General features: G+C 75.5%; 21 protein-coding genes. 6 read left to right on the top strand and 15 right to left on the bottom strand.

Annotated elements, in window-relative coordinates; translation table 11 throughout:
• Positions 1–129: 129 nt before the first annotated feature.
• The 6 genes from egtD to LPU43_RS27260 all read right to left on the bottom strand — a co-directional run bounded on the left by egtD (position 130) and on the right by LPU43_RS27260 (position 6,221).
• Positions 130–1,095, bottom strand: coding sequence for an L-histidine N(alpha)-methyltransferase (gene egtD / locus LPU43_RS27285; RefSeq protein ID WP_229403416.1), 966 nt, complete (start codon positions 1,093–1,095; stop codon positions 130–132).
• Positions 1,096–1,150: 55 nt separating this feature from the next.
• Complete coding sequence (gene egtC, locus LPU43_RS27280) at positions 1,151–1,900, bottom strand: ergothioneine biosynthesis protein EgtC (RefSeq protein ID WP_229403415.1); 750 nt, start codon at positions 1,898–1,900, stop codon at positions 1,151–1,153.
• Between the two features lie 10 nt (positions 1,901–1,910).
• Positions 1,911–3,242 carry an ergothioneine biosynthesis protein EgtB gene (egtB, locus tag LPU43_RS27275; protein ID WP_229403414.1) on the bottom strand — a complete coding sequence of 444 codons (1,332 nt, stop codon included), beginning with the start codon at positions 3,240–3,242 and terminating at the stop codon, positions 1,911–1,913.
• The gene (gene egtA / locus LPU43_RS27270; RefSeq protein ID WP_373321835.1) at positions 3,239–4,474 is read right to left on the bottom strand and encodes an ergothioneine biosynthesis glutamate--cysteine ligase EgtA; all 1,236 of its coding nucleotides are present in this window, start codon (positions 4,472–4,474) and stop codon (positions 3,239–3,241) included. The genes egtB and egtA overlap by 4 nt, the downstream gene beginning before the upstream one ends.
• Before the next feature lie 196 nt (positions 4,475–4,670).
• Positions 4,671–5,576, bottom strand: coding sequence for a hypothetical protein (locus LPU43_RS27265; RefSeq protein ID WP_229403413.1), 906 nt, complete (start codon positions 5,574–5,576; stop codon positions 4,671–4,673).
• Between the two features lie 15 nt (positions 5,577–5,591).
• Positions 5,592–6,221 (bottom strand): RNA polymerase sigma factor, encoded by a 630-nt coding sequence (locus LPU43_RS27260; RefSeq protein ID WP_229403412.1) that lies wholly within the window; start codon positions 6,219–6,221, stop codon positions 5,592–5,594.
• Between the two features lie 370 nt (positions 6,222–6,591).
• Between LPU43_RS27260 and LPU43_RS27255 the strand changes: the two genes are divergently transcribed.
• Entirely contained in the window at positions 6,592–7,995 is a 1,404-nt protein-coding gene (locus LPU43_RS27255) for a serine/threonine-protein kinase (RefSeq protein ID WP_229403411.1), read from the top strand.
• 154 nt (positions 7,996–8,149) lie between these two features.
• Positions 8,150–9,412 carry a nucleotide sugar dehydrogenase gene (locus LPU43_RS27250; RefSeq protein WP_229403410.1) on the top strand — a complete coding sequence of 421 codons (1,263 nt, stop codon included), beginning with the start codon at positions 8,150–8,152 and terminating at the stop codon, positions 9,410–9,412.
• Between the two features lie 70 nt (positions 9,413–9,482).
• Here LPU43_RS27250 and LPU43_RS27245 read toward each other — a convergent pair whose 3' ends face one another.
• The 4 genes from LPU43_RS27245 to LPU43_RS27230 all read right to left on the bottom strand — a co-directional run bounded on the left by LPU43_RS27245 (position 9,483) and on the right by LPU43_RS27230 (position 14,780).
• On the bottom strand, positions 9,483–11,966 hold the full coding sequence (locus LPU43_RS27245; RefSeq protein WP_229403409.1) for an ABC transporter permease: 2,484 nt from the start codon (positions 11,964–11,966) through the stop codon (positions 9,483–9,485).
• Positions 11,963–12,751, bottom strand: coding sequence for an ABC transporter ATP-binding protein (locus tag LPU43_RS27240; protein WP_229403408.1), 789 nt, complete (start codon positions 12,749–12,751; stop codon positions 11,963–11,965). Before LPU43_RS27240 ends, LPU43_RS27245 begins: the two co-directional genes overlap by 4 nt.
• 146 nt (positions 12,752–12,897) lie before the next feature.
• Positions 12,898–13,563, bottom strand: coding sequence for a response regulator (locus tag LPU43_RS27235; RefSeq protein WP_229403407.1), 666 nt, complete (start codon positions 13,561–13,563; stop codon positions 12,898–12,900).
• Positions 13,560–14,780, bottom strand: a complete 1,221-nt coding sequence (locus tag LPU43_RS27230; RefSeq protein ID WP_229403406.1) for a sensor histidine kinase — start codon at positions 14,778–14,780, stop codon at positions 13,560–13,562. Before LPU43_RS27230 ends, LPU43_RS27235 begins: the two co-directional genes overlap by 4 nt.
• A gap of 293 nt (positions 14,781–15,073) precedes the next feature.
• On the opposite strand from LPU43_RS27230, the gene LPU43_RS27225 reads away from it, so the two are divergent.
• Positions 15,074–16,105, top strand: coding sequence for a hypothetical protein (locus LPU43_RS27225; RefSeq protein WP_229403405.1), 1,032 nt, complete (start codon positions 15,074–15,076; stop codon positions 16,103–16,105).
• 181 nt (positions 16,106–16,286) lie between these two features.
• On the opposite strand, the gene LPU43_RS27220 is transcribed toward LPU43_RS27225, so the two are convergent.
• Positions 16,287–17,300 carry a linear amide C-N hydrolase gene (locus tag LPU43_RS27220; RefSeq protein WP_229403404.1) on the bottom strand — a complete coding sequence of 338 codons (1,014 nt, stop codon included), beginning with the start codon at positions 17,298–17,300 and terminating at the stop codon, positions 16,287–16,289.
• 188 nt (positions 17,301–17,488) lie between these two features.
• On the opposite strand from LPU43_RS27220, the gene LPU43_RS27215 reads away from it, so the two are divergent.
• Entirely contained in the window at positions 17,489–18,973 is a 1,485-nt protein-coding gene (locus tag LPU43_RS27215) for an SLC13 family permease (RefSeq protein WP_229403403.1), read from the top strand.
• A 121-nt stretch (positions 18,974–19,094) separates the two neighbouring features.
• On the opposite strand, the gene LPU43_RS27210 is transcribed toward LPU43_RS27215, so the two are convergent.
• Positions 19,095–19,991: a LysR family transcriptional regulator gene (locus LPU43_RS27210; RefSeq protein ID WP_229403402.1), complete on the bottom strand. Its 897-nt coding sequence runs from the start codon at positions 19,989–19,991 to the stop codon at positions 19,095–19,097.
• 102 nt (positions 19,992–20,093) lie between these two features.
• On the opposite strand from LPU43_RS27210, the gene LPU43_RS27205 reads away from it, so the two are divergent.
• Both LPU43_RS27205 and LPU43_RS27200 read left to right on the top strand, forming a co-directional pair.
• A complete protein-coding gene (locus tag LPU43_RS27205; RefSeq protein WP_229403401.1) occupies positions 20,094–20,399 on the top strand; it encodes a hypothetical protein in 306 nt (101 codons plus the stop codon).
• A 31-nt stretch (positions 20,400–20,430) separates the two neighbouring features.
• Positions 20,431–20,760, top strand: coding sequence for a DoxX family protein (locus LPU43_RS27200; RefSeq protein WP_229403400.1), 330 nt, complete (start codon positions 20,431–20,433; stop codon positions 20,758–20,760).
• 51 nt (positions 20,761–20,811) lie between these two features.
• Here LPU43_RS27200 and LPU43_RS27195 read toward each other — a convergent pair whose 3' ends face one another.
• The 3 genes from LPU43_RS27195 to LPU43_RS27185 form a co-directional block, all read right to left on the bottom strand.
• The gene (locus tag LPU43_RS27195; protein ID WP_229403399.1) at positions 20,812–21,744 is read right to left on the bottom strand and encodes a PfkB family carbohydrate kinase; all 933 of its coding nucleotides are present in this window, start codon (positions 21,742–21,744) and stop codon (positions 20,812–20,814) included.
• A 110-nt stretch (positions 21,745–21,854) separates the two neighbouring features.
• Positions 21,855–22,676: a MerR family transcriptional regulator gene (locus LPU43_RS27190; protein ID WP_229403398.1), complete on the bottom strand. Its 822-nt coding sequence runs from the start codon at positions 22,674–22,676 to the stop codon at positions 21,855–21,857.
• A gap of 106 nt (positions 22,677–22,782) precedes the next feature.
• Positions 22,783–23,739 carry a DUF5715 family protein gene (locus LPU43_RS27185; RefSeq protein WP_229403397.1) on the bottom strand — a complete coding sequence of 319 codons (957 nt, stop codon included), beginning with the start codon at positions 23,737–23,739 and terminating at the stop codon, positions 22,783–22,785.
• Positions 23,740–23,937 lie beyond the last annotated feature (198 nt).

The raw sequence follows: 23,937 nt of genomic DNA, 5'->3' as shown, positions 1-23,937 counted from the left end.
CCGCGTGGCCGGGTGCGGAACGCACCAGTGTGTCGACCACGACATTGGGGGCTACTCCCCTTCGCGCCGCCAGCATAGCCGACCGGCCCGCGCCCGCCCAGGTGGGCGCGGGCCGGCGACCGGCGGCGGTCAGTCCGCGCGGGCCAGGGTCACCCCGAACAGGTTGTCGGCGTCGGTCCAGAACCTCCGGGCGGTGAGGCCGGCGGCGGCCAGCTCGGCCGCGACGCCCTCGGGGCGGAACTTCGCCGACACCTCCGTGCGCAGCTCCTCCCCCGCGGCGAAGTCCACCTCGAGGTCGAGCACCCGGACCCGCATCGGGCGCTCGGCGCGCAGCCGCATCTCGATCCACTCCCGCTCCGGGTCCCAGCGGGCGACGTGGGTGAACGCCCCCGGGTCGAAGTCGGCGCCCAGCTCCCGGTTGACCACGCGCAGCACGTTGCGGTTGAACTCGGCGGTCACCCCGGCGGCGTCGTCGTAGGCGGGGACGACGACGGCCGGGTCCTTGACCAGGTCGGTGCCGAGCAGCAGCCAGTCGCCGGGTTCCAGGGCCGCGCGCAGGGCGGCGAGGAAGCCGGCCCGCTCGGCGGGGACCAGGTTGCCGATCGTCCCGCCGAGGAAGATCACCAGTCGCCGTCCGCCGGCGGGCAGCCGGTCGAGGTGGCGGGTGAAGTCGCCGACGATGCCGCGTACCCGCAGGCCCGGGTAGTCGGCGGCGACGCGCGCGGTGGAGCCGCGCAGGGCGCTGGCCGAGACGTCCAGCGGCACGAAGGTGCCCAGCCCGCCGCGCCGGGTGAGGGCGTCCAGCAGCAGGCGGGTCTTCTCGGACGAGCCGGAGCCCAGCTCGATCAGGGTCTTCGCCCCGGTCAGCTCGGCGATCTCGCCGGCCCGCTCGGCGAGCACCGACCGCTCGGCGCGGGTCGGGTAGTACTCCGGCAGGCGGGTTATCTCCTCGAACAGCTCGCTGCCCCGGGCGTCGTAGAACCACTTGGGCGGCAGCCACTTCGGCGTCGCGGTCAGCCCCGCCCGGACGTCCTCGCGCAGGGCCTGGCCGAGGTCCCGCTCCCTCAGGTAGATCTCCAACGGTTCAGCGCTCATCAGGTGTCCCCTCCGTCAGTCGTGTCGTGTCCCCAACCCGGCGGGCGGCCGGCGCTCACCGGCGGGGCAGGGCCGTGATCCGCGCCCCGGCGGCCGTGGCCACCACCAGCCGCCCCTCCGGCACGGCCCGCCAGCCGGGGTCGTCGTCGTGCGGCTCCGAGGCGAGCAGCACCCCGCCCGGCACCTGCCGCACCGACAGCGCGTGGCCGGCGACGCTGGCCACGACCGTCCGCCCGTCGGTCAGCAGCAGGTTGAGCCGGGACGCGGGGGCCACCGCCGCCACCTCCGCCACCGTCTCGGCGACCGCCCCCGCCGGGTCCTCGCCGGCCCGCAGCCGGTGCCGCAGCAGGGCCCAGAGCAGCGCGGAGTCGGTCGGCGCGTCGAGGGTGAGCAGGTCGCGCACGGGCAGCCGGCCGGCGAGGCCGGCCACCGCGTCCGGCCAGCCGCGCACCGCCCCGTTGTGGCTGAACAGCCACGGCCCCTCGCCGAACGGGGCGGCGGCGGTGTCGAGCACCGGCATGCCGACGGTGGCCGACCGGACGGCGGCCAGCACCGCGCCGCTGGTGGTCGCCGCCGCCAGCGCCGGCAGGGTGACGTCGCTCCAGATCGGCGTGCCGCGCCGGTACCGGACCGGCTCGCCGCCGTCCGGCGGATACCAGCCGATGCCGAAGCCGTCGGCGTTGATCGTGCCGCCGCCGCGCATGTCCCGGGGCGCCCAGGACTGCCGGGCCAGCGAGTGCGGCGGGTCGTACAGCAGGGTGCGCAGGCTCACCGGCGGCCCGACGTACGCCAGATGTCGGCACATCAGGCGGCCGTCACGGGTGCGACTCCTCCGGGCCGGCGTCGCGGGCGCAGCGGAAGCCGCTGAAGATCTGCCGCCGGATCGGGTAGTCCCAGTTGCGGAACGTCCCCCGGCAGGCCGCCCGGTCCGTGCCGAACGAGCCACCCCGCAGCACCCGGTGGTCGTCGCCGAAGAACACCTCCGAGTACTCGCGGTACGGGAACGCGGCGAAGCCGGGATGCCCCCGCAACGGGCTGGAGGTCCACTCCCAGACGTCGCCGAGGAGCTGGTGCACGCCCAGCGGGGACGCGCCGGCCGGGTACGCGCCCACCGGCGCCGGCCACAGGTGCCGCTGCCCGAGGTTCGCGTGCTCGGCGGTCGGCTCCTCGTCGCCCCACGGGTGGCGACGGGACCGCCCGGTCGCCGGGTCCCAGCGGGCGGCCTTCTCCCACTCGGCCTCGGTCGGCAGCCGCTTGCCGGCCCAGGCCGCGTACGCCCGCGCCTCGTACCAGCAGACGTGCACCACCGGCTCGTCGTCGCGCACCGGCGACCACCGGCCGAAGCGCCGGTACGCCCACCCGTCGCCGTCGCGCCGCCAGTGCATCGGCGCGGTCAGCCCGGCCTCGGTGCGGTGCCGCCAGCCGGCCTCACCCCACCAGCGCGGATCATCGTAGCCGCCGGCGTCGATGAACTCCCGGTACCGGCCGTTGGTGACCGGTGCGGCGTCGATGACGTACGCGGGCAGGCGCACGGTGTGCGCGGGGCGCTCGTTGTCCAGCGCCCACGGGTCGGTGGAGGTGCCCATGGTGAACTCCCCCGCCGGCACGAGCACCTCGTCGGCGACCCGGGCCCGGGGCTCGGGCGGGGGCGGGGCGTGCAGCGCCGGCGGGCCGGCCCGGAGCTGGTGGGTGGCGAGCATCGTCTCGTCGTGCTGCTGCTCGTGCTGCACGATCATGCCGAAGGCGAACCCGTCGGCGACCAGCGGCCGGTCGGTGAACGGAACCCGGCCGAGCAGGTCGTGCACCTTGTCCCGCACGGTGTCCACGTAGGCGCGGGCCTCGGCGGGCGGCAGCAGCGGCAGCGCGGGCCGGTCCCGGCGGGGCTGCTTGAACGCGTCGTACAGGTCGTCGATGTCCCGGCGGACGGGCTCGTGCCCGCCGACGTCGCGGACGAGCCAGAGCTCCTCCTGGTTGCCGATGTGGGCCAGGTCCCACACCAGCGGGGACATCAGCGGCGAGTGCTGGCGCGTCAGGTCGGCGTCGTCGACCGCCTCGGTCAGCAGGGCCGTGCGCGCCCGGGCGCGCTCCAGTTCGCCGGCGATCCGGTCGCGCAGCCGCTCCGCGCCGAGTTCGTCGATGGTCGTCACTGCGATCCCCTCTCCGTGGCGGCCAGCCGCCGCCGCAGTCCTCGGGTCGTCTCCTCGCGCAGCCGGTCGGGCAGGTCGAGCCCCGGCAGGGCGGCCAGCGCCAGGTCGAGCAGGCCGGCGGCGGCGCGCGCCAGCGGCGGGTCGGCGAGGCCGTGCCGGGCCGCCACGTACCACCGGTCGGCCACCGGCGCGGCGACCGCCGTGGCGCGGGCGACCGTGCCTGGGTCGGCGAAGATCGCCGCGAGCACGACGAGCGGCAGCGTCCAGTCCCGGCCGGGCTGGGCGTCCAGGTAGCGCAGCTCCAGGTACCCCCGGGGGCGGACCACGGGGAAGAGCGTGCCCAGGTGGTAGTCCAGGTCGTCGGCGGTGGGCGGGCGGGACAGCGCCCCGGCGGCCCAGTCGGCGAAGGTCACCCCGGGCGGCGGGGTCCAGTCGCCGTCGCCGGAGCGCAGGCAGAGCAGCGGGGCCGCCAGCGCGTACGCCGCCCAGGCCGCGACCGGGTCGGCGTCGGGGTCGGCCGGCGACCAGACCGGGCGGCTCCGGGCCGGGTCGATGCCCAGCCACGTCGCCATCCGGGCGGACGCCCACCCGGTGTGCCGCCCGGCGTGACGCCCGGCGGTGGCGAACGCGGCGAGCAGCGGCGGGCCGACGGCGTGCGCCGCCGCCCAGCGGGCCGGGAGGTGGGCCGGCTCGCCCGCGTCCAGGCAGACCTGCAGGCCGGCGGTGCTGCACATCATGGTCCGGCCGGCGGGGCCGTGCCGGTCGAAGACGCTGCGCATGGCGCGGTAGCGGGGGGTGTCGACGGTCGGCCGGGGGGTGCGCCACGGGTCGATGCCGGTGCGCCCGAGCACCAGGCCGGCGGCGCGCAGCAGGCGGGTCACCTGGGCGATCTCGTCGCTCGTGGCGTCGATCAGCGCGGCGAGCGAGGAGCGTGGCGCGGTGGAGATCTCAAGCTGGCCGCCGGGCTCGACGGTCACGGCGCCCCCGTGCCGCAGCGGGGCGGCGGGACCGGAGCTGTCGATGGTGGCGGGGCTGTGCGGCCCCAGGGCCGCCCGGAGCCGCTCGGTCTCCACGGGGCGAGCGGGGTCGGCGGCGTCGTGCACGGTCCATTCCAGTTCGAGGCCGGTGTGGACGGGCGGGCCGGTCTTGAAGCAGATCCGGGCGATGTGTCGGACCGCGTCCTCCACCCCACGGATCGGAGCCGTCCGGTCCAGTTCCGGTGACGTCACCACGAAGCGTTCCCTCCCTCGCGGGGCTGGGAGCAAAATCGGCGGACGCCTCGCCGGAGGTTCCGGACCCGGCGTCCGCGCTGCGACCATTTTCTGTCTAGCAGAGGGAATCCGCTCGTTCTGGCGTAACAGATGTTTCCAGGTCGTTCCGCCTGCGCGCCTGCTTCCAGGTCAGGCGGCGTCCGCGGCTGTCACAGTGTCACGCCGCGTTCGCGCCGGGGCGGCCGTTGTCGCGGCCCGGCCGACGGTCCTCCTCGGGCGTCGGGCGGCCGGCGTGGGAGGGCCGGGCCTTGGGCGGGCCGGCGGGCCGCGCGTCGGGCAGCAGGCGCAGGCAGAACTCCTCGACCCGGTCCGCGCCGCCGGCGGCGGCCACCAGGGGCGCGTACCCCGGGGTGGCCAGCGCCCGGTCGCGCCGCGCGGCCGGCTTCGCCAGGTACGCCCGGCACAGCCCGCGCACCTGTGGGGCGTCAGGGCGATCCGGCGCGCCGGGGCCGGGCCTCGGGGACCGGTCGGGGGTGGCCGGGGACGGCGCGCCGGCCCCCGGCGCGGGCGACGACGCGGCCGGGCCGGAGGGCGCGGGGGCCGGGCGGGTGGGATCGGCCGGCGCGGTGCTCGGCACGGGCCGGGGGTCGGGTGCCTCGCGGTCCAGGGTGACCGCCGCGACGGCGACGCCGGCGGTGGCGGTGGCGGCCAGCGCCCCGAGCCAGGCCAGCGCCGCGACGGTGAGGCGGCGCCGGCGGGGAGCCGGCCCGGGGGCGGGGGCGGCCCGGGCGGCCCGGAACGCGGCCAGCGCCGCCTCCTCCCCGGCGAGTTCGCCGGCTCGGGCCGGGGCCGCCGCGGCGGCGAGCAGGCGGGCCAGCGGGTCGGCGGGGGTGGAGGCGGGTCGGCCGCCGGGGTCGGTCGGGCCGGTGGGGGTCGGTCGGTCTGCGGGGTCGGGCAGGCCGGTGGGGGCAGCCAAGCCGGTGGAGGCGGACCAGCCGGCGGGGTCGGGCGTGCCGGTGGCCGGCCCCTGCCCGCGCGCCGCGTCGAGGAGCCGGTCGGACTCCGCCCGGTCGGTCGGCCGGGCGGGTTGCCGGTCCGGCCGGCCGGGTTGCCGCATGATCATCGGTTGTCCCTCACGTCAGCCGTCCGCCGGCTCGGCCTGCGGCGCGCCGGAGGCCGGCCGGGCGGCCCGGGGGCGGGGCGGCGTCGGGTGCGCCCTGGTGGCCGGGGGCGCGTCCGGGCCCCGCAGCAGGGCGGCGAGCCGGCGCAGACCCCGGTGGGCGGCCGTGCGCACCGCGCCGGCCCGCCGGCCCAGCACCCGGCCGGCGCTCTCGGCGTCCAGACCGATCACCGCGCGCAGCAGCACGGCCTCGGCCTCCCGGGGCGGCAGCGTGGCGATCAGCGCCAGCGCGGCCTCGGTGCCCAGGGTCTCGCCGGCCCGCTCGGCGGTGTCGGCGTTGCCGGGCAGGTCGTCCAGCACCTGCGCCGGCACCGGCAGCGAGGGGCGACGGCGCTGCCGGCGCAGCTGGTCCAGCGCCCGGTTCCGGGCGATGGTGACGGCCCAGGCCCGGAACTCGCCACCGACGAAGCCGGAGAGGTCGCGGGAGATCTGGAGCCAGGTCTCCGAGGCCACGTCCTCCGCGTCCGGCCCGACCAACGCGGTCAGGTAGCGCAGCAGCCCGGGTTGCAGGCTGCGGTAGAGGAAACGGAAGGCCTCCTCGTCGCCGGCCTGTGCCGCCGCGACCGCCTCTTCCAGCTCATCGCTCACGGGCACGCCGCTCCCGCCGGCCGATGCGCGGGACCGAGGCGCTCGAGCGCGCGGTGAGCGGTGGGGCGGGCGAACAAGTCAAGACTCCCGAGGCGGAATGTGAAAAGTATCTCTCGGTGATGCGGCACGCCGAGGGCACTACGGCAACCCCGCGCGCCCCGTCGACCGAGGTCGGGCAGGCCCGCCGCGACCGGCGCGGTTCGCGCAGGCCACAGCTTCCTCACAGCAAAAGGCGTGACTGCTCGTCGCTAGATGATCACACCCTAGCGGGTGCGCCCGCCGTCTCGCTGCCCCGGCCCGTGGCGCGCGCCGATCCACTCCGGCGGTATCGCGAGAAGTGCTCCGCGGCCGATCTGGGTACGGTATTGACGTGTTGTCTTCGGGAGTCGTGCTCAGCGGGCGGTACCGCCTGGACGACCGTGTCGCCACCGGCGGCATGGGCGATGTCTGGCGGGCCACGGACCAGATCCTCGGCCGACGGGTCGCGGTCAAGGTCCTGCTGCCCGCGCTCGTCTCCGACCCCGACTTCATCGCCCGGTTCCGCGCCGAGGCCCGGATCATGGCGGCCCTGCGGCACCCCGGCATCGTGCAGGTCTACGACTGCGGCGAGGACGACCTGGCCGACGGCGGGCGGGCCGACTACCTGGTCATGGAGTTCGTCGAGGGCGAGCCGCTGTCGCGGCGGATCGAGGCGGCGGGGCAGCTCGGCGTGGCGGAGACCATGTCGATCGTGGCCCAGGCTGCCGAGGCGCTGCACGCGGCGCACGTCGGCGGCATCGTGCACCGCGACGTCAAGCCGAGCAACCTGCTCGTGCAGGAGGACGGCACCGTCGTGCTGGTCGACTTCGGGGTGGCCCGGTCGACCAACGTAACCAGCATCACCAGCGCCAACGCGGTGCCGGGCACCGCGCTCTACATGGCCCCCGAGCAGGCGGCCGGGCGACCGGTCTCCGGGGCGACCGACATCTACGCGCTCGGCGCGGTGGCGTACTGCTGCCTGACCGGCGGGCCGCCGTTCACCGGCGACAACCCGTTGCAGGTGGCCGTGCGGCACCTGGACGACGAGCCGCCGGAGCTGCCGCAGGAGATCCCCGCGCCGGTGCGGGAGCTGGTGTTCCGGGCCCTGGCGAAGGATCCGGCGGAGCGGTTCGCCACGGGCACGGAGATGGCCGAGGCCGCGCGGGCCACCATCGCGGACGGTTCGGCGCCGACGAACGTCGTACCGGTCGCGCTGCGCGGGCCAACCGCCGCCCGCCCCGCGGGTGCCAGCGGCACCACCCGCGACGACCTGCCGCCGGTGCTGCCGGCTGCCGCCGCCGGGCAGTCGACCATCGGGCGCGCCGGCCGGCGCGGGACGCTGGTCGGCGCGCTCGCGGCCGTGCTGGTGGCCTTGGCCGCGCTCGGTGCGGCCCTGGGCATGTCCAGCGACAAGGAAGCGCCCGCGACGAACTTCAAGCCGACCGCGCCCGCGGCCGTGCCGACGCCGCGCACCGACGACGTGGGCGCCACCGAGGAGTCGGTGGTCGAGCAGGAGCGCACGTACCGGCCGGGCCCGGGGCGGACCTCGGCGCCGGCCAGCGCGACGCCGAGCCCGACGCCGAGCGGGTCGCCCGGCCCGCAGCCGTCGGGCGTGCCGTCGACGAGGCCGTCGGAGAAGCCGGTCCCGACGACCGCCCCGCCGGTCAAGCCGACCCCCACGGCCAGCACCCCGGAGGAGCCGCCGCCGACCACTGCGAGCACCCCGGCGGACCCGCCGCTCGACGACGAGAACTGACGCCCCGCCTCCACCGACCCCGGCCCGGATCACCCGATCCCGGCCGGGGTCGCGGCTTTCCCACCCGCCACGCCTTTCTCAAATCGGACTTAAAACACAGAAGCTCACTTACGCTGACGAGGAGCACGATCCGTCGTCTGCTGCGGGAGCACGCGTGAGCGCTGAGAAGTTGGTCGTCATCGGGCAGGGATACGTCGGCCTGCCGCTGGCGGTACGGGCCGTCGAGGCGGGCATGGAGGTCGTCGGCCTCGACGTCAACGCCGAGCGGGTCAAGCGGCTCGCCTCGGGCGAGTCCTTCGTCGAGGACATCCCCGCCGACCGGCTCGGCCGGGCCCTGGGCAGCGGCCGGTACCACCCGAGCACCGAGTACGCCGACGCCGAGGGCTTCGACATCTGCGTCATCACCGTGCCGACCCCGCTGCGCGACGGCGTGCCCGACCTGAGCCACGTCGAGCAGGCCGGGGTCGGCATCGGCCCGTACGTGCGGCCCGGCTGCGCGGTGGTGCTGGAGTCGACCACCTACCCGGGCACCACCGAGGAGCTGCTCCGGCCGCTGCTGGAGTCGGCCAGCGGGCTGACCGCCCCCGGTGACTTCCACCTCGGCTACAGCCCCGAGCGGATCGACCCCGGCAACCCGGTCTGGAGGCTGGAGAACACCCCGAAGGTCGTCTCGGGGGTGGACGCGGCGTCCCGGGACCGGGTCGACGCGTTCTACCGGCGGCTGGTGGAGCGGACCGTGCCGGTGGACTCGACCCGGGTGGCCGAGCTGACCAAGCTCATCGAGAACACGTTCCGCCAGGTCAACATCGCGCTGATCAACGAGTTGACCATGCTCAGCCACCACCTCGACATCGACGTCTGGGCGGCGATCGAGGCGGCCGAGACCAAGCCGTTCGGGTTCATGCCGTTCCGGCCCGGTCCCGGCGTCGGCGGACACTGCCTGCCGATCGACCCGTGCTACCTCTCCTGGCAGGTCAAGCGCCGGCTGGGGCGGCAGTTCCGGTTCATCGAGCTGGCCAACGACGTCAACCACGAGATGCCGGAGCACGTCGCCCAGCGGATCATGAACGGGCTGAACCGGGCCGGGCGGGCGGTCAGCGGGGCCCGGCTGCTGCTGCTCGGGCTGGCGTACAAGAAGAACACCGGCGACGTGCGCGACTCCCCCGCCGTCGACGTGGCCCGCCGGTTGCAGGCCCTCGGCGCGCGGGTGCGGGCGGTCGAGCCGTACGTCGAGCCGCACCACCTGCCCGGTGGGGTGACCGTGGTCGGGCTGACCGAGCGCGAGGTCCGCGAGGCCGACGCCGTGGTGGTGGTCACCGACCACGACTGCCTCGACTACGACCTGGTGGCGCGGCACGCCCGGTACGTCTTCGACGCCCGCAACCGGTGCCACGGCCCGACGGTCGAGCGCCTCTGAACGGCCGGCCGGCCCGGCGGACGCCTCGGGAAGAGGCCCGCCGGGCCGGCCGGTTGGGAAGGGGCCCTTCCTATACCGAAAGCGTTAACGCGGGGCCCTTCCTTCCCCCCAGGGCGTGGCGGGCCGGGAGGATCGAGGCGGCGAGCGCGGCCAGCACCGCCACCGCGAGGATCAGCCCGAGCCGGCCCCACGGCAGCACCAGCGTGAAGTCGCCGCCGATGCGGTCGACCACCGCCACCGCCCCTGCCCCGGCCCCGGTGCCGAGGCCCACCCCGAGCACCGTCCCGACCAGCGCCGTCAGCACCGCCTCGACGGCGAGCATGGCCCGCATCCGGCCCCGGGTCAGCCCGAGCGCGCGCAGCAGGGTGTTCTCCCGGGACCGCTCCACCACCGACAGGCTCAGCGTGTTCGCCACCCCGACCAGCGCGATGCACACGGCCAGGCCGAGCAGCGCGGTGACGAAGGCCAGCAGCATGTCGACCGTGCCGGTGAGCATCTTCTTGTACGCCGCCTGGTCCATCAGGTTGACCGTCGGGTAGCGGGCCACGACCGACTCGATGGCCTGCCGCGCCCGCTCGGCGGGAACCCCGGCGGCCGGGTCGGCCTCGACGATGAAGCCGCGTTCGGCCGGGAAGAGCCGGGTGAAGTCGGTGTCCGCCAGGTCGACCACGTGCCCGACCGGGACGGAGCTGCCGGCCAACACGGACCCGCCGGCGGTCACCACCGCGGCCACGGTGAACTGCCGCCCGGCCAGCGTGATCCGGTCGCCGACCGCCCAGCCCCGGTCCCGGGCCAGCTCCCGGTGCACCAGCACCCGGCCAGACCCGAGCCGACCGACGTCGCCGGCGTCCACACCGGTCAGGGTGCGCCCGACCAGCGCCGGGTGCGCGGAGCGCAGCTCGACGCCGCCGGTGATCCGTCTGCGCTGCTCGTGCACGGCGCCCAGCTCGCCACGCGCGGCCAGCTCGGCCGCGAGGGTCGGTGGCACGTTCCCGCCGATGCCGGTCACCACGAAGTCCACCCCGATCTGCTTGTCCACGGCCCGCTCGATGCCGGACTTGACGCTGCTCGCCCCCACCACGAACGCGGAGACCAGACCGATGCCGATGACCAGGGCGGTGGTGGTGGCGGCGATGCGGCGCGGGTTGCGCACGGCGTTCGCCACGGCGAGCGCGGCGGTCGCCCCGAACAGGCGGCGCGCCGGGGCGCCGAACACCCGCACCAGCGCCGGCACCAGCACCGGGCCGAACAGGACGATGCCGAAGAAGGTGAGCACCCCGCCGGCCGCGACCAGCCACACCTGGCCGGCGAACCCCGCCGAGACCAACGCGGCCGCCCCGGCGGCGAAGACGAGCGCCCCGGCGGCCAGCCGGACCCGGCCGGCCCGGCTCGACGGCTGCACCGCCGCGTCGGTGAGCGCGGCCACCGGCGCGATCCGGGTGCCCCGCCACGCCGGGACGGCGGCGGCGCCGGCGGTGACGGCGGTGCCGAGCAGCAGACAGAGCAGCACGGTCGGCGCGGTGACGGCGAGCCCGCCGCCGATCGGCGCCTCGAACGCGGCCATCGCGGCGCGCAGGCCGGCGGCGAGGCCCACGCCGGCCGCCAATCCGAGCGCCGACGCGGTCAGCCCCGTCACCGTCGCCTCCAGCAGCGCCGCCCGGAACACCTGCCCCCGGGTCGCGCCGACCAGCCGCAGCAGCGCCGTACGCCGGGCGCGCTGGGCGAGCACGATGGCGAAGGTGTTGGCGATGACGAACCCGGCCACCAGCACGGCCACCGCCGCGAAGGTGAGCAGGAACAGGTTGAACTGCTCCAGGTCGCGCACGGCGTCGTCGACGGCGGCGTCCAGGAGCCCCTGCCGGTCCTTCACGTCCACGCCGGGACCGGCCACCGCCGCCAGCCGGTCGGCGAGCTCCGCCACCGGCACGCCGGGCTCGGCGGCCACCATGATCCGCCCGTAGCCCTTCTCCGCCGTCACCGCGAGGGCGTCGGGGCCGGTGAGGCCGATGAACGGCCCGCCGACGTCCCGGGAGGTGCCGGCCACGTCGACCGTGCCGACCAGGGTGTACGGGCGGGCCGCTCCCCCGCTGCCGCCCACCTTCACCGGCGCGCCGAGGGTGAACCCCTCCTCGGCCACGGTCGGCGCGTCGAGGACCAGCTCACCGGGGCGCTGTGGCAGCCGCCCGGCCACCACGTCGTACGACTGGAGGGCCGTCTCGGTGGGGATCGCGGCGAGGACGGCGAAGCCGAGGACGGGCCGGCCGTCGGAGCCGAGCACCCCGGCGGTGCCGGTCAGCTCGCCGGCGGCGGCGCGGACCCCGTCGACCGCGCGCACCTTCTCGACCAGAGCGGGCGGGAGGGGGTCCCGCTCGGCGTACACGCCGGCGTCGGTGTGCCGGTCGAAGGTGCCCGCGCGCTCGTACGCGCCGCGCTTCATCCCGTCGGTGAAGATCAGGGTGCCGGCGACGAACGCGACGCCGAGCACCACGGCCAGCGCGCAGAGCAGCAGCCGCAGCGCGTCGGCCCGCATGCTGCGCAGGGTCAGCCGGATCATCGGCCGGTCACCGCCCCCGCGCCGGCCGGGGCCGTGTCGAGGTGGGCCAGGGTGTCGAGGACCGCCTCGGCGGTGGGCGCGGTCAGCTCGCGGACCAGCCGGCCGTCGGCGAGGAACACCACCCGGTCGGCGTGGCTGGCGGCCACCGGGTCGTGGGTCACCATGACCACGGTCTGCCCCAGGGCGTCGACGGCCTCGCGGAGCAGCCGCAGCACCTCCGCCCCGGAGCGGGAGTCGAGGTTGCCGGTCGGCTCGTCGGCGAAGATCACCCACGGCTTGGTGATCAGGGCGCGGGCGACGGCGACGCGCTGCTGCTGGCCGCCGGAGAGTTCGGCGGGCCGGTGCCGCAGCCGGTCGGCCAGCCCCACGGCGGCGACCACCTGGCCCAGCCAGCCGGGGTCGGGGCGGCGGCCGGCGATGGCCAGCGGCAGCGTGATGTTCTCCTCGGCCGTGAGCGCGGGCAGCAGGTTGAACTTCTGGAAGACGAAGCCGACCCGGTCCCGGCGCAGCAGGGTGAGCCGCTTGTCGTCGAGCCGCCCGAGCTCGGCGTCGCCGATCCGCACGGTTCCCTCGCTGGGCCGGTCCAGGCCGGCGAGGCAGTGCAGGAGAGTGGACTTGCCGGAGCCGGAGGGGCCCATGATGGCGGTGAACCGGCCGGCGGTGAAGTCGACGTCGACGCCGTCGAGGGCGACGACGCGCGCCTGGCCGGAGCCGTACTCCTTGCGCAGGCCGCGGGCGGTGACCGCGACGCCGGCGGCGGCGAACGCGGGGGGTGGGACGGACACGGCGGGGCTCCCCGTTGTCGGTGGCTGGAACGCCTCCGACGCTATGGGCGGCGGCCCGGCGTCCGCGTCCACCCGCGCGCTCGACCCTCCTGCGCCGTAGGTCGCCCCGACGGGGCGGTCCCGTACGCCTCAGGTCGTACCGCCCGTCAGCCGCCGGGGGTGACCAGCCCGCTCTCGTACGCCAGCACCACGGCCTGCACCCGGTCGCGGAGCCGGAGCTTGGCCAGGATGCGGCCGACGTGGGTCTTCACGGTCGCCTCGGCGACGTGCACCCGCGCGGCGATCTCGGCGTTGGAGAGGCCCTGCGCCACCAGCAGCAGGATCTCCCGTTCCCGCTCGGTGAGCTGCGTCAGCCGGGGGTCGGCGGCGGGGCCGGGGCCGAGCTGCCCGGCGAAGCGGTCCAGCAGCCGGCGGGTGATCGACGGGGCGACCACCGAGTCGCCCTCGGCCACCACCCGGATCGCGGCCAGCAGCTCCTCCGGGGGGACGTTCTTGAGCAGGAAGCCGCTCGCCCCGGCCTGGAGCGCGGCGAACGCGTCGGCCTCGGTGTCGAAGGTGGTCAGCACCAGCACGCGGGGCCGGTCGCCGGGGCGGCCGGCGCAGATGCGGCGGGTGGCCTCCACGCCGTCCATGGTCGGCATCCGGACGTCCATCACCACCACGTCGGCCTCGACCCGGCCGAGCACCCGCAGCGCGTCCGCGCCGTCGACCGCCTCGCCGACCACGGTGAGGTCCGGCTGGGAGTCCAGCACCATCCGGAACCCCGCCCGCACGAGGGCCTGGTCGTCCACGATCACCACGCGGACCGTCATGCCGCCACCTCCGTCCCGGTGTGCGACGGTAGCGGCAGTCGCGCCTCGACCTGCCACCCCCCGGCCAGCCCCGGCCCGGCGGTGAGGCTGCCGTCGTACACCGCCACCCGCTCGCGCATGCCGACCAGGCCGTGCCCGCCGGACGGCGCGGGCCGGACCACCGGCCGGCCACGGCCGTCGTCGACGGCCCGGACCACGACCGCGTCGGGCGGGTGGGCGAGGCTCAGCGTGACCCTCGCGCCGACCCCGGCGTGCTTGAGGGCGTTGGTCAGGGCCTCCTGCACCACCCGGTACACGGTCAGCTCCAGGCCGGGCGGCAGCGCCGGCGGCTCGCCGGTGACGGTCCAGTCGACGCGGAGCCCGGCCGCCCGGAACCGGTCCAGCAGCTCGGGCAGCCCCACCAACGCGGGGCGCTGGTGCGCCGGCTCCGCCGACAGGCCCGCCGACACCACGCCGCCCGGCTCGGGCGCGCTCGTCTGGCGCAGCACGCCCACCAGGCGCCGCATCTCCTCCAGCGCCTGCCGGCCGGTGTCGGCCACCACCCGCACCGCCTCCCGGGCCGTCTCCGGGTCCCGGTCGAGCATGTACCGCGCGCCGTCCGCCTGGACGATCATCACGGCCATGCTGTGCGCCACGACGTCGTGCAGTTCCCGGGCGATGCGGGTGCGCTCCTCGGCGACGGCGGCCCGCGCCTCGGCCTCGCGCTCGCGCTCCAGGGTGACGGCCCGCTCCTCGAGGCTGACCACGTAGAGCCGCCGGGTGCGGACGTTGAGCCCGATCAGCCACACCGCGACCGTGCACATGCCGAACCAGATCGCGGACATCCACCACGGGCTGGTGCTCTCGACCTGGAGGGCGGCCAGCACCACCCCGACCCCGGCGACCACCCCGGCGAGGATGCCGTCGCGCAGCCGGTCCGCGTACTTCACCACGCTGTAGAGGGCGATCAGCACGGCGACGTCGTAGGGCAGCGGCCCCCAGCCGGCGGCGACCTGCGCCAGGGCGAGCACGGCGACCACCGCCGCCACCGCCGACGGGTACGCGCGCCGGAACAGCAGCGCCCCGGCCATCGCGATGCCGACCCCGATGACCTGCCAGTCGTCGCCCACCTGGTTGGCCGCCCCGGCGAGGCCGAACAGCGCGACGAAGCCGGAGACCGCCAGGTCGAAGGCCAGGCTGCGCAGCCGCCGGCCGAACAGTGTCCGCTTCACGGTCACCCAGCGTACGGGCCGGCGGCCGACGGCTGGCGCGCCCGTCCGGCCCGGCGGCGCGTGTGGGCGTACAGGAGCGCGTTCCGACCCCGTTGATACATACCGCCGCGCGATTTCTTCAGCCACGTTCCGCCGTATTCGGGAATTGCCACCTCCCCGGCATATGCGGACGCCTTTTCAGCAATCGACAATGTTGACTGTTTCGTTTTCCCCGACCGTTGTCCTACAGTAATCGGGCCGGGTCGTGCGAGCCATTGTTCGCCATTCGGCCCACCACCGCCAGTCGAAAGGGAATCAGCATGCCAATCGCACGCACCCGCTCCCGTCCGCGCACCGCGCGGCTGCTCTTCGGCGCTGCCCTGGCCGCCGTGCTGGCCTTCTCGACCGGGGGCACCGCCACGGCCGCCGTCGAGTCCGCCGGCCTGGCCCCCGCCCGCACCGACGTCTTCATCAAGGACATCGCGAGCGACGCCGGATACGAGCCGCACGGCTCGATCTACTCGTCCTTCTTCAACAGCCCGGACATCAAGATCTGCCCCACCGCGGTCGAGTGCGCGGCGTCCACGAATCCGGTCGTCGGATCGACCAGCTACATCTTCGTGAAACTGCGGAACAACGGCCCGTACGGCTCCGGCACCAGCACCGGCCAACTGAAGGTGTACTACACCACCTCCGGCGGCGGCGCGAACTGGCCGGCCCACTGGACGCCCATCGGCTCGACGCCGTCCATCCCGGTCACGGCGGGCGTCACCACCACCTCGATCGCCTGGCCCAACGTGCCGTCGATCGGGCACTTCTGCCTCCTGGTGCGCTGGGAGTCGCCGACCGACCCGATGCTCTTCGAGGGCACGGCGACGTCGGTCAACACGCAGTACAACAACAACATCGCCTGGAAGAACGCCAACACCGTCCCGGCGGCCACCCCCGGCCCGATCTCGGTCCGCCCGTACGCCCTGGCCAACGCCCTGGACGTGCCGGCGCGGTTCGACCTGGCGTTCCGGCCGCTCGCCGAGCCGGTGCCGGGCGTGAAGATCGTCGCCGACCTCGGCCCCGAGCTCTTCGACCGCTGGCGGCAGGCCGGCGGGCAGGGTGAGAACATCCGGGTGATCGACAGGTCGGCCGTCGAGATCCTCGACCCGAACAAGGCGCAGATCCGGGGCATCCTGATCAACCCCGACGAGCGCCCGGTGCTGAAGTTGAGCTTCTCGACGAGCCAGGTGCTCCAGCGGCCGCAGACTCTCCAGGTGGTCCAGGTCGGGCCGCTCCAGAAGGAGGGCGAGCGGTACGACGTCGGCGGGGTGGACTACACCTTCGACCCGACCAAGCGCTGACCCAGGGGGCAGGTGGGCCGGCCCCGGGACTCCTCCCGGGTCCGGCCCACCGCTCTGCCCTTGCTGTCCCGGGCGCCCAGCGGATCCTGGTACGAGACGGCCCTCGGGAGGGGCCGTCTCGTACCAAAGTTCGTTACCGCGCCTCCGCCACGGAACCGCCGGGGCCCTGGTCCGCCACGCGCTACGGCAGGGTGAGCGGGAGGCGGTACGCGCGTTCGGTGCCCCTGGCGGTGCGCAGGTGGATGTCGCCGCTGCGCAGGCCGTAGGTGACCGACCAGCGGGTGTGGCCCTGACGGACGTCGTTGAGCAGCTCCAGCGCCGCCCGGTCGTCGACCACCCCGCCGGCCTTCGTCAGGGCGGCGGCGAGCAGGCCGTAGCGGTGGTCGGCGCGCCGACGCTCCTCGGGTACGTCGATGACCGGCACGTTGGTCAGCGCCTGCCAGCTCCCCCGCCCCTTCTCCACCCGCATCGCCCCGTCGACGAACTCGACCACGGCCGAGGTCCCGCTGGCGTCCGCGAGCAGGTAGTGCAGGGGCGGGCCGCCCTCGAAGTCGAGGTTGTGCCGCGTGAGGACGGCGACGGCCTCGTCGACCGTGGCGGCCTGGTCGAGCACCAGTCGCAGGATGCGCACCGAGCCGACGGTCGGCTTCCCCGCCACGGGCCGGGCGGTGGCGGCGTCGTCGGCGGCCAGCCCGACGGCGAGGCCACGCTCGTTCATGCCGTCGAACGGCAGCAGGGGCGCGTCCAGCAGCCGGCGGTCCCCCGTCGGGTCGTCGCCGACGCCGAGGTACGACATGTCGACCAGGGAGACGGTGGCGTACCCGTCCGGCGGGTCGGTGCGCAGCACCAGCGCCGGGTTGGCCTCCCAGTCGAAGTTGCGGGCGAACAGGGGGCGGCCCGGGTCGCCCCACGCGGCGAAGAGCGAGCAGCCGAACGGGCTGGGCGGCGCGGCGTCGGTGCCAACGGTCGGGTCGTAGTCGCCGACGTAGGTCATCTCCCACATCGGCAGGTCGTCGACCCGGCGCAGGCTGGCCAGGGTCCGCTCGACCTCGGCGGGGCTCTGCCGCGACGCTGACGGCGCCCCGGTCGACGGGCCGCCGGACGTCGGCCCGGGGGCGGCGGTGGACGTGGGGCCGGAGCAGGCGGCGACGGCGAGCAGCAGGGCCAGGCCGGCGCCGAGGAATGTCCTACGCATGATGCGGCGAACGCTAGGCCACCCATCGACTGCTGTCCACCACCCGGCCGGCCGGAAAGGAGGGGCCCCTTGTTAACGCATTCGGTGGTGGAGGGGCCCCTTCTTAACCGGCTGCGGCGGGAGGGTCCGGTCACAGGGGCACACCGAGCCGGCGACGGGCGCGGGCCGGCGTGGCAGGATCAGCCTCCGTGACCCCCGACGGCGACGAGCCGCCCGCCCCGGCCCGCCACGCCCGGACCCCGACGCCGCACCCGTCGATCCCGACGCCGCACCTCGCCCCGACGGCCCCCGCCTCGGCCCCGGCACCGCACCCGTCGCCCCCGGCAGCCCCGACGCCGCGCGCGTCGGCCCCGGCCGAACGCTCCACGGTCGCCGCCCGACACCCGGTGAGCCCGGCCCGTCGTACGAGGGAACCGGCGCGCCGGCCCCGCCCGCCGGACCGGCCGTCAGGCCCGCTGGGGCGGTGGGGCCGGCTGGGTCGGTTGCCCGACCGCCTCGGTCGGCTGCACCCGCTCGACTGGGTGGCGCTGGCGCTGGCCCTGCTCGGGGCGGCCTGCGCGCTGACGGGGCTGCTGCCCCGCGCCGAGACGGTGGCCACCCTGGAGCGCGTCCTGCCGCTGCTGCTCTTCCTCGGCACGGTGGTGGTGCTGGCCGAGCTGACCGCGGTGGCCGGCGTGTTCGACGTGCTGGCCACCCGGCTGGCGATCGTGGCGCGGGGCAGCTACCCGGCGCTGTTCGCGCTCTGCGTCGGCTTCGCCTCGGTCACCACGATCGCGCTGAACCTGGACACCACGGCCGTCCTGCTCACCCCGGTGATGCTGGCGCTGGCGCGCCGCCTCGGGATGCCGCCGCTGCCGCTGGCGATGACCACGGTGTGGCTGGCGAACACGGCCAGCCTGCTGCTGCCGGTGTCGAACCTGACCAACCTGCTCGCCGCCGACCGGGTCGGCCTCGACCCGCTGCCGTACGCGGGCCGGATGGCGCTGCCGCAGCTCGCCGCGATCGGCGTCACGGCGGCGCTGCTGTGGGTCGCGTACTGGCGGCGGGGTCGACGCGGGGCGGACCGGTTCGTCGCGCCGCGCCGGCCCGTCCCGGCCGACCCGGTGCTCTACCGGACCGCGCTGGCCGGCTGCCTGCTCCTCGTCGCCGGAATCGTCGCCGGGGTGGAGATCGGGATCGCCTCGGCGGCGGCCGCCGCGCTGGTGCTGGCCGGGTTCGCCGTGCGGTCCCGGGCGACGCTGCGGCCCTCGCTGGTGCCGTGGCGGCTGCTCCTCCTCGTCACCGGGCTCTTCCTGGTGGTGCAGACCCTCGGCCGGCACGGCCTGGACGACCTCGTCGGCGCGCTGCTCGGCCCGGACGGCGGGGCGCTGGGCGCGCTGCGGGCCGGGGGCACGGGCGCGCTGCTGGCCAACGTGGTGAACAACCTGCCCGCGTACGTGGCCGGCGAGGCGGCGCTGCCTGCCGGCGACGTCACCCGGCTGCTCGCCCTGCTGGTCGGCACGAACGTGGGGCCGCTGGTCACGCCGTGGGCGTCCCTGGCCACCCTGCTCTGGTACGAGCGGTGCCGGGCCGCCGGGATCACCGTGCCGGTGGGCCGGTTCGTGGCGGCCAGCTCCGTGCTGGCCGTGGCGGCCACCCTCGCGTCCGTCGGCGCGCTGCTGCTCACCGGTTGAGCCGTCGCGTCGGCGGCGGGCGGAGGCGGGACGCGGCCCGGGCAGTCCGCGGCGAAACCCGACAGGTCGAGACATCCCCACGGGCCGGGACGCCACCGTCTGAAGTCAACTGGTCCCCTCGTCAGTGCAGGGGGCGGTTGTCCATGCAGCAGCGGATGAAGTCACGGATGGCCGGGTCGCCGTCGGCTGAGGGTGTCCACGCCACACCGATCTGGGTCGGGCTGACGCCCAGCACCGCCCGGTAGACGACGCCGGGACGGGCATAGAAGCACGCGGCGGAGGCCGGCGCCAGTGCGATGCCGTAGCCGTTCGCGACCGCGTTGAGCCACTCGTCGGGCTGATCCGTGACGGCGCCGACACGGACCGGGTGGCCCTCACGTTCGTCGGTGGCCAGCCAGTAGTCGCGCCACCAGCCCGGCTCGGGTCGGGCCGCCACGAACGGCTCGTCCCGCAGTTCCCGGAAGGCGATCCGGTCGCGGTTGGCGAAGGGATGCGCGGAGGGGAGCGCGACACAGCGGGGTTCGGTGAGCAGCACCTCGATCCGCAGCCGGTCCTGACCGGGAAACGGCAACCGGACCAGGGCGACGTTGACCTCGCCGCCGGCAAGCCCGCCGGATGGATCCGACCAGCTCGCCTGGCGCATCTCGACGCGCCAGCCGGGCCGACGGTCCGTGAAGGCGGCGACGATGTGGGAGGTCGCCTCATTCGTGGCACTGGGCAGGAACCCGACCCGCAGGACACGGGCAACCCGGCTGGCAGTGCCCTTCGTCCCCCGTACTGCCTCGTCCACTGCGGCGAGCACCGCCGGCGCGCGCTGCGCCAGCGTCCGACCCGGCTCGGTCAGCGCCATCCCGGCCCGGGACCGCACGAACAGCGTGACGCCCAGCAGCGCCTCAAGCTGCTTGATCTGCTTCGTGAGCGCGGGCTGGGACACCAGGAGCCGGTGCGCAGCACGGGTGAGGTTGCCTTCGGCCGCGACGGCGACGAAGTAACGCAGCAACCGGGTGTCCACATCCATGCCGACAGGTTATAGATTCAGGTATTGGACGTGCGCTGGGCACTGCGGTGAGCTGGAGACAGCGGAAACCCCGTTCGCAGACATCCCCACCACGGAGTAGTCATGCCTGTTCTGATGATCCGCTACGAACTCGCTGACGAGGGCGTCACCGACGTCGTCGAAGCGGTCGAAGCCGCCTTCGCCGCCGTGCGGGCCGAGGAGCCCGACGGCGTCCGGTACGCCTATCTGCGCCGTGCCGGCACCACCGAGTTCATCGCCCTTCTCGAGCTGGCAGAGGGCGTGGAGAACCCGTTACCAGGCATGGCGGCCGCTCGGCGCCTGCAAGCCACCGTGGCGAAATGGGCCGTCGGAGCGGCCCCGACGCCTCAACAGGTGGAGATTCTCGGCGACTACCGCATGTTCGGGTGAAGGAACCGGCATGCAAACTGTAGGCGCAGTCGTGATCCTCCTGACGATCGCCGCGAACCTCGGTGTCGCGGTCGCTGACTTCGCACGAGCCCAGTTCGTCCTGGCGAACTCCGCTGAAGTCGGTGTCCCACCCTCCTGGCTGCCACTGTTGGGCACCCTCAAAGCGGCCGGGGCGGTCGGACTGGTTCTCGCATTGCTGGGGCTGCGGCCCATCGGCGTCGCCGCGGCGGCCGGTCTGGTGCTGTTCTTCATCGGAGCGGTCGCCGCGCACCTGCGCGCCCGCGTACACCACAACATTGCCGTTCCCGCCGGCTACCTGGCGCTGGCCGCAGCTTCGCTGGTCTTCCTGCTCGTGCAGTGAACACCGCCGGTGACGCCGTGGGGCCGCTGGCTGATCCGTCTCAGGCGCGGATCAGCGCGCCGGGAGGCGGGCGAGCTGCTCCTCGATCGCCTCCGGGGTCAGAGCGGGACGGCCGCCGGGGTGGCCGACGGTGGCCCCGGCCGCCGCGACGGCGTACCGGGCGATCCGCTCGCGCGGCTCGTCGCGCAGCAGGCCGACGGTGAGCGCGGCGACGAAGGCGTCGCCGGCGCCGGTGGTGTCCACGGTGCGGGTCTCGCTCAGCGGCACGAACAGCTCACCGCCGGGCCAGGCGAACGCGTTGCCCTCGCCGGAGACCTCGACCGCGACCAACGCCGGCCCCCGGTCGCGCAGCTCGCGGGCGGCGCGCAGCCCGGCCTCGGCGTCCTTCGGCGGGTCGCCGACGATCAGCCCCGCCTCCCTGTCGTCGGCCCGGAGCACGTCGGCGCTGGCGAGCAGCTCGTCGGCGGTGTCGTCGTCGGCGGGCGCGCCGTCGAGCACCACGAGCCGGCCGGCCTCGCGGCCGATCCGGGCCGCCGCGAGGGCCGCCGTCGGAGGCTGTTGGAGCTGCACGAGCACCGCCCGCGCGGCGCGCAGCGCGTCGGCCGCGCCGGTGACGTCCGCCTCGGTCAGCAGCGTCGGCTCGGGCAGGTCCTCGACGTACCGCCAGCGGGCCCGCGCGTCGACCAGGTCGACGATCAGCCCGGTGGGGGTGCCGGCGCGGCGCAGCACGGCGTCGACCTCCACGCCGTCGGCACGGGCCTGGGCCAGCAGCCGCTCGCCGACCTCGTCGTCGCCGACCACGCCGAGCAGGCCCGGCCGCGCGCCGAGCTGGGCCAGCCCGACCGCCTGGTTGGCGCCCTTGCCGCCGAGCAGTTCCCGCCTCCGCCGCACGGGGGCGGTGCCGGAGGGGCCCGGCACCTCGTCCACCAGTAGGACCAGGTCCCGGGCCACCTGCCCGACCACGATCGCGTCCAGCTCCACCATGTCCGGTCAGTACCCCGGCGAGATCCGGCCACTCCCGCCCTCGCGGGAAGGCGGCGTCCCACGCCGGTACGCCGGGGCGGGCCGCCGAGCCGACGGCCCGCCCCGCCCGGTCAGCGCCGGACCACCGGGAGCTGGAGTTCGGTCACACCGTTGGCCGGGTCCTCGGCGCTGTAGGCGACGTACAGCTCGCGGGCGAACCCGTCGGCGTGCCAGCCGTTCTCCTCGATCCAGGCGGCGAGGGCCTGCATGCTGCGTTCCACCTCGTCCATCGGCCCGTGGTGGATGATCGTCGCCGCAGCCGGCACGGCCGGCAGGTCGACAATCGCGAACTCCCGGGCCGACCCGGCCTCGGCGGCGACGACCACCCCGGCGTGCACCAGCACGGCCTCCTCCCCCGCCGGCTCGTACCATGCCAGGCCGGGGCCGGAGGGGGTGATGCGGGCCTCGCCGAGGCGGCGGTGCAGCTCGGGGTAGAGCGGCTGGATCACCGGCGAGATGTCCGGGGTCTGATAGCTGCGGGCGACCGCCGTCAGCTCCGCGACGCGGACCGGGGGCAGTTCCTTGAGTACGACGTCCTGGCTGGTCATTCGACCCTCCGTCTCGATCATACGGAGCCGCGCCTCGACCCCGGCCAGCCGCGCGGTGTCGGCGGCGAGCCGCGCCTCCAGCTCGGACCGGCGCAGCCGCAGCATCCCGCGCAGTTCGGCGACGTCGACGGCGTCGTCGACGATCACCCGCACCTGCCCGAGGGTGAGCCCCAGTTCCTTGAGGGCAATCACCCGGTTGAGCCGGTGAAGCTGCTCGGCACGGTAGAACCGGTACCCACTGCGCTGGTCGACGGCGGCCGGACGGAGCAGCCCGATGCTGTCGTAGTGACGCAGCATCCGTACTGACACCCGACCGAGTCTGGCGAAGTCTCCGATGGTGAACATGGCCCCCCACACGTTCGGCCCTGACACGGTGTGAGAGTCAACCAGGCGGGCGGTCCACCGTGGTCGTGGCCGTGCGTCGGCCGGGGTTCTTCCCACCGCGGCCGGCTCAGACCCCCATCTCGGCCTCGTACGCCCGGCGGAACCGGGCCCGGGCGGCGGGCGCGAGGCACAGGTGCCAGGTCTGTCCCTCGTCGACGACGTTGACCTCGCCACGGCGCTGCCGGGCCAGCAGCAGCTCCGCCAGCGCCTCGCGCACGCCGAACCGCTCGAACCAGGCCATCTCCACGTCGACGGCGTACCCGAGGCAGTGGCCGCTGGGCACCATCGCCGCGTAGCCGAGGCGGCGCAGCCGGTGCTGGTGCTCGGCGCTGCGGACCAGGCTGGTCACCCACAGCGGCGGGGTGCCGGGCGGGGCGAGCCGGGCGAACTCGCGGCCGACGTCGTTGAGCAGGCCGACCACCTCCCGCCGGGCCCGACGGAACCTCAGCCCGGCGGTGCGCGGCCGGGCGTCGGGCAGGAGCCGGCGGCGCACGGCCCGCACGCCCCGGCCGAGCACGGTGGCGGGCTGCTCCTGGTAGCGGAAGCGGAGCAGCTCCCGGCGGCGCAGCCACTCCAGGTCGACCAGTTCGGTGCTGGCGTCGACCTGCGCGTCGGTCATGAAGGGGGCGGTGTCGCGCCACCACATCACGTCGATGCGGGAGAGCAGGTAGATCCGGACCAGGGCGGTCAGGTCGGCGGCGGGGCCGCGCGCGTGGGGCCGGTAGCGGGCGATCTCGAGCAGCAGCGTCTCCCGGGCACCGATGAACCCCTGGCCGGTGGCGTGGAGCACCGAGGCGATCTCCGGCTCGCGCAACCGCTGGTCGAGCAGCACCTGCCGAGCCCCGGCCGACTCCGCGTCGGCGAGCGCGCCGACCTCGACCAGCAGCTCCGCCACGGCGGCCCGGTAGGCGTCGAGGTCGGGGGCGGGCCGCCGGGCCACCCCCCGCGGGGTCCGCCGGACCGGCGCGGCAGACCCCACGGGCGCGCCGGGCTGCTGGCCGGGGAGTCGGCTGGGCACTGGCATGGGTCGGTCCCCTCTCCGGTACGCCACGCGTGGCCGGCGTTGGATTCACCGTAAGCACGCGGAGCAGGAGAAGACCGAACATTCCTCCCATTCATCCCTTGGAGGTGACGGCAGGAACGCGATCTGGGTCGGGCTGTGGACGTTCCCGGCCGACACCACGCGGCGCATCGGGCCGGTGGCCTGCGGCGGCGCGGGGCC

It is taken from the genome of Micromonospora okii (genome assembly GCF_020884795.1).
Taxonomy (GTDB): Bacteria; Actinomycetota; Actinomycetes; order Mycobacteriales; family Micromonosporaceae; genus Micromonospora; species Micromonospora okii.
Note: the sequence above shows the minus strand (reverse complement) of the source record. Positions and strands in the feature narration are given on the sequence as shown.

What these genes read in the sequence shown, in the direction of transcription:
- LPU43_RS27185 (WP_229403397.1), bottom strand. Translation starts at nt 23,739, where the DNA reads ATGCCAGTGCCCAGCCGACTCCCCGGCCAGCAGCCCGGCGCGCCCGTG.
- LPU43_RS27195 (WP_229403399.1), bottom strand. Translation starts at nt 21,744, where the DNA reads ATGGTGGAGCTGGACGCGATCGTGGTCGGGCAGGTGGCCCGGGACCTG.
- LPU43_RS27235 (WP_229403407.1), bottom strand. Translation starts at nt 13,563, where the DNA reads ATGACGGTCCGCGTGGTGATCGTGGACGACCAGGCCCTCGTGCGGGCG.
- LPU43_RS27220 (WP_229403404.1), bottom strand. Translation starts at nt 17,300, where the DNA reads ATGCGTAGGACATTCCTCGGCGCCGGCCTGGCCCTGCTGCTCGCCGTC.
- egtD (WP_229403416.1), bottom strand. Translation starts at nt 1,095, where the DNA reads ATGAGCGCTGAACCGTTGGAGATCTACCTGAGGGAGCGGGACCTCGGC.
- LPU43_RS27205 (WP_229403401.1), top strand. Translation starts at nt 20,094, where the DNA reads ATGCCTGTTCTGATGATCCGCTACGAACTCGCTGACGAGGGCGTCACC.
- LPU43_RS27190 (WP_229403398.1), bottom strand. Translation starts at nt 22,676, where the DNA reads ATGTTCACCATCGGAGACTTCGCCAGACTCGGTCGGGTGTCAGTACGG.
- LPU43_RS27225 (WP_229403405.1), top strand. Translation starts at nt 15,074, where the DNA reads ATGCCAATCGCACGCACCCGCTCCCGTCCGCGCACCGCGCGGCTGCTC.
- egtC (WP_229403415.1), bottom strand. Translation starts at nt 1,900, where the DNA reads ATGTGCCGACATCTGGCGTACGTCGGGCCGCCGGTGAGCCTGCGCACC.
- LPU43_RS27210 (WP_229403402.1), bottom strand. Translation starts at nt 19,991, where the DNA reads ATGGATGTGGACACCCGGTTGCTGCGTTACTTCGTCGCCGTCGCGGCC.
- LPU43_RS27265 (WP_229403413.1), bottom strand. Translation starts at nt 5,576, where the DNA reads ATGATCATGCGGCAACCCGGCCGGCCGGACCGGCAACCCGCCCGGCCG.
- LPU43_RS27245 (WP_229403409.1), bottom strand. Translation starts at nt 11,966, where the DNA reads ATGATCCGGCTGACCCTGCGCAGCATGCGGGCCGACGCGCTGCGGCTG.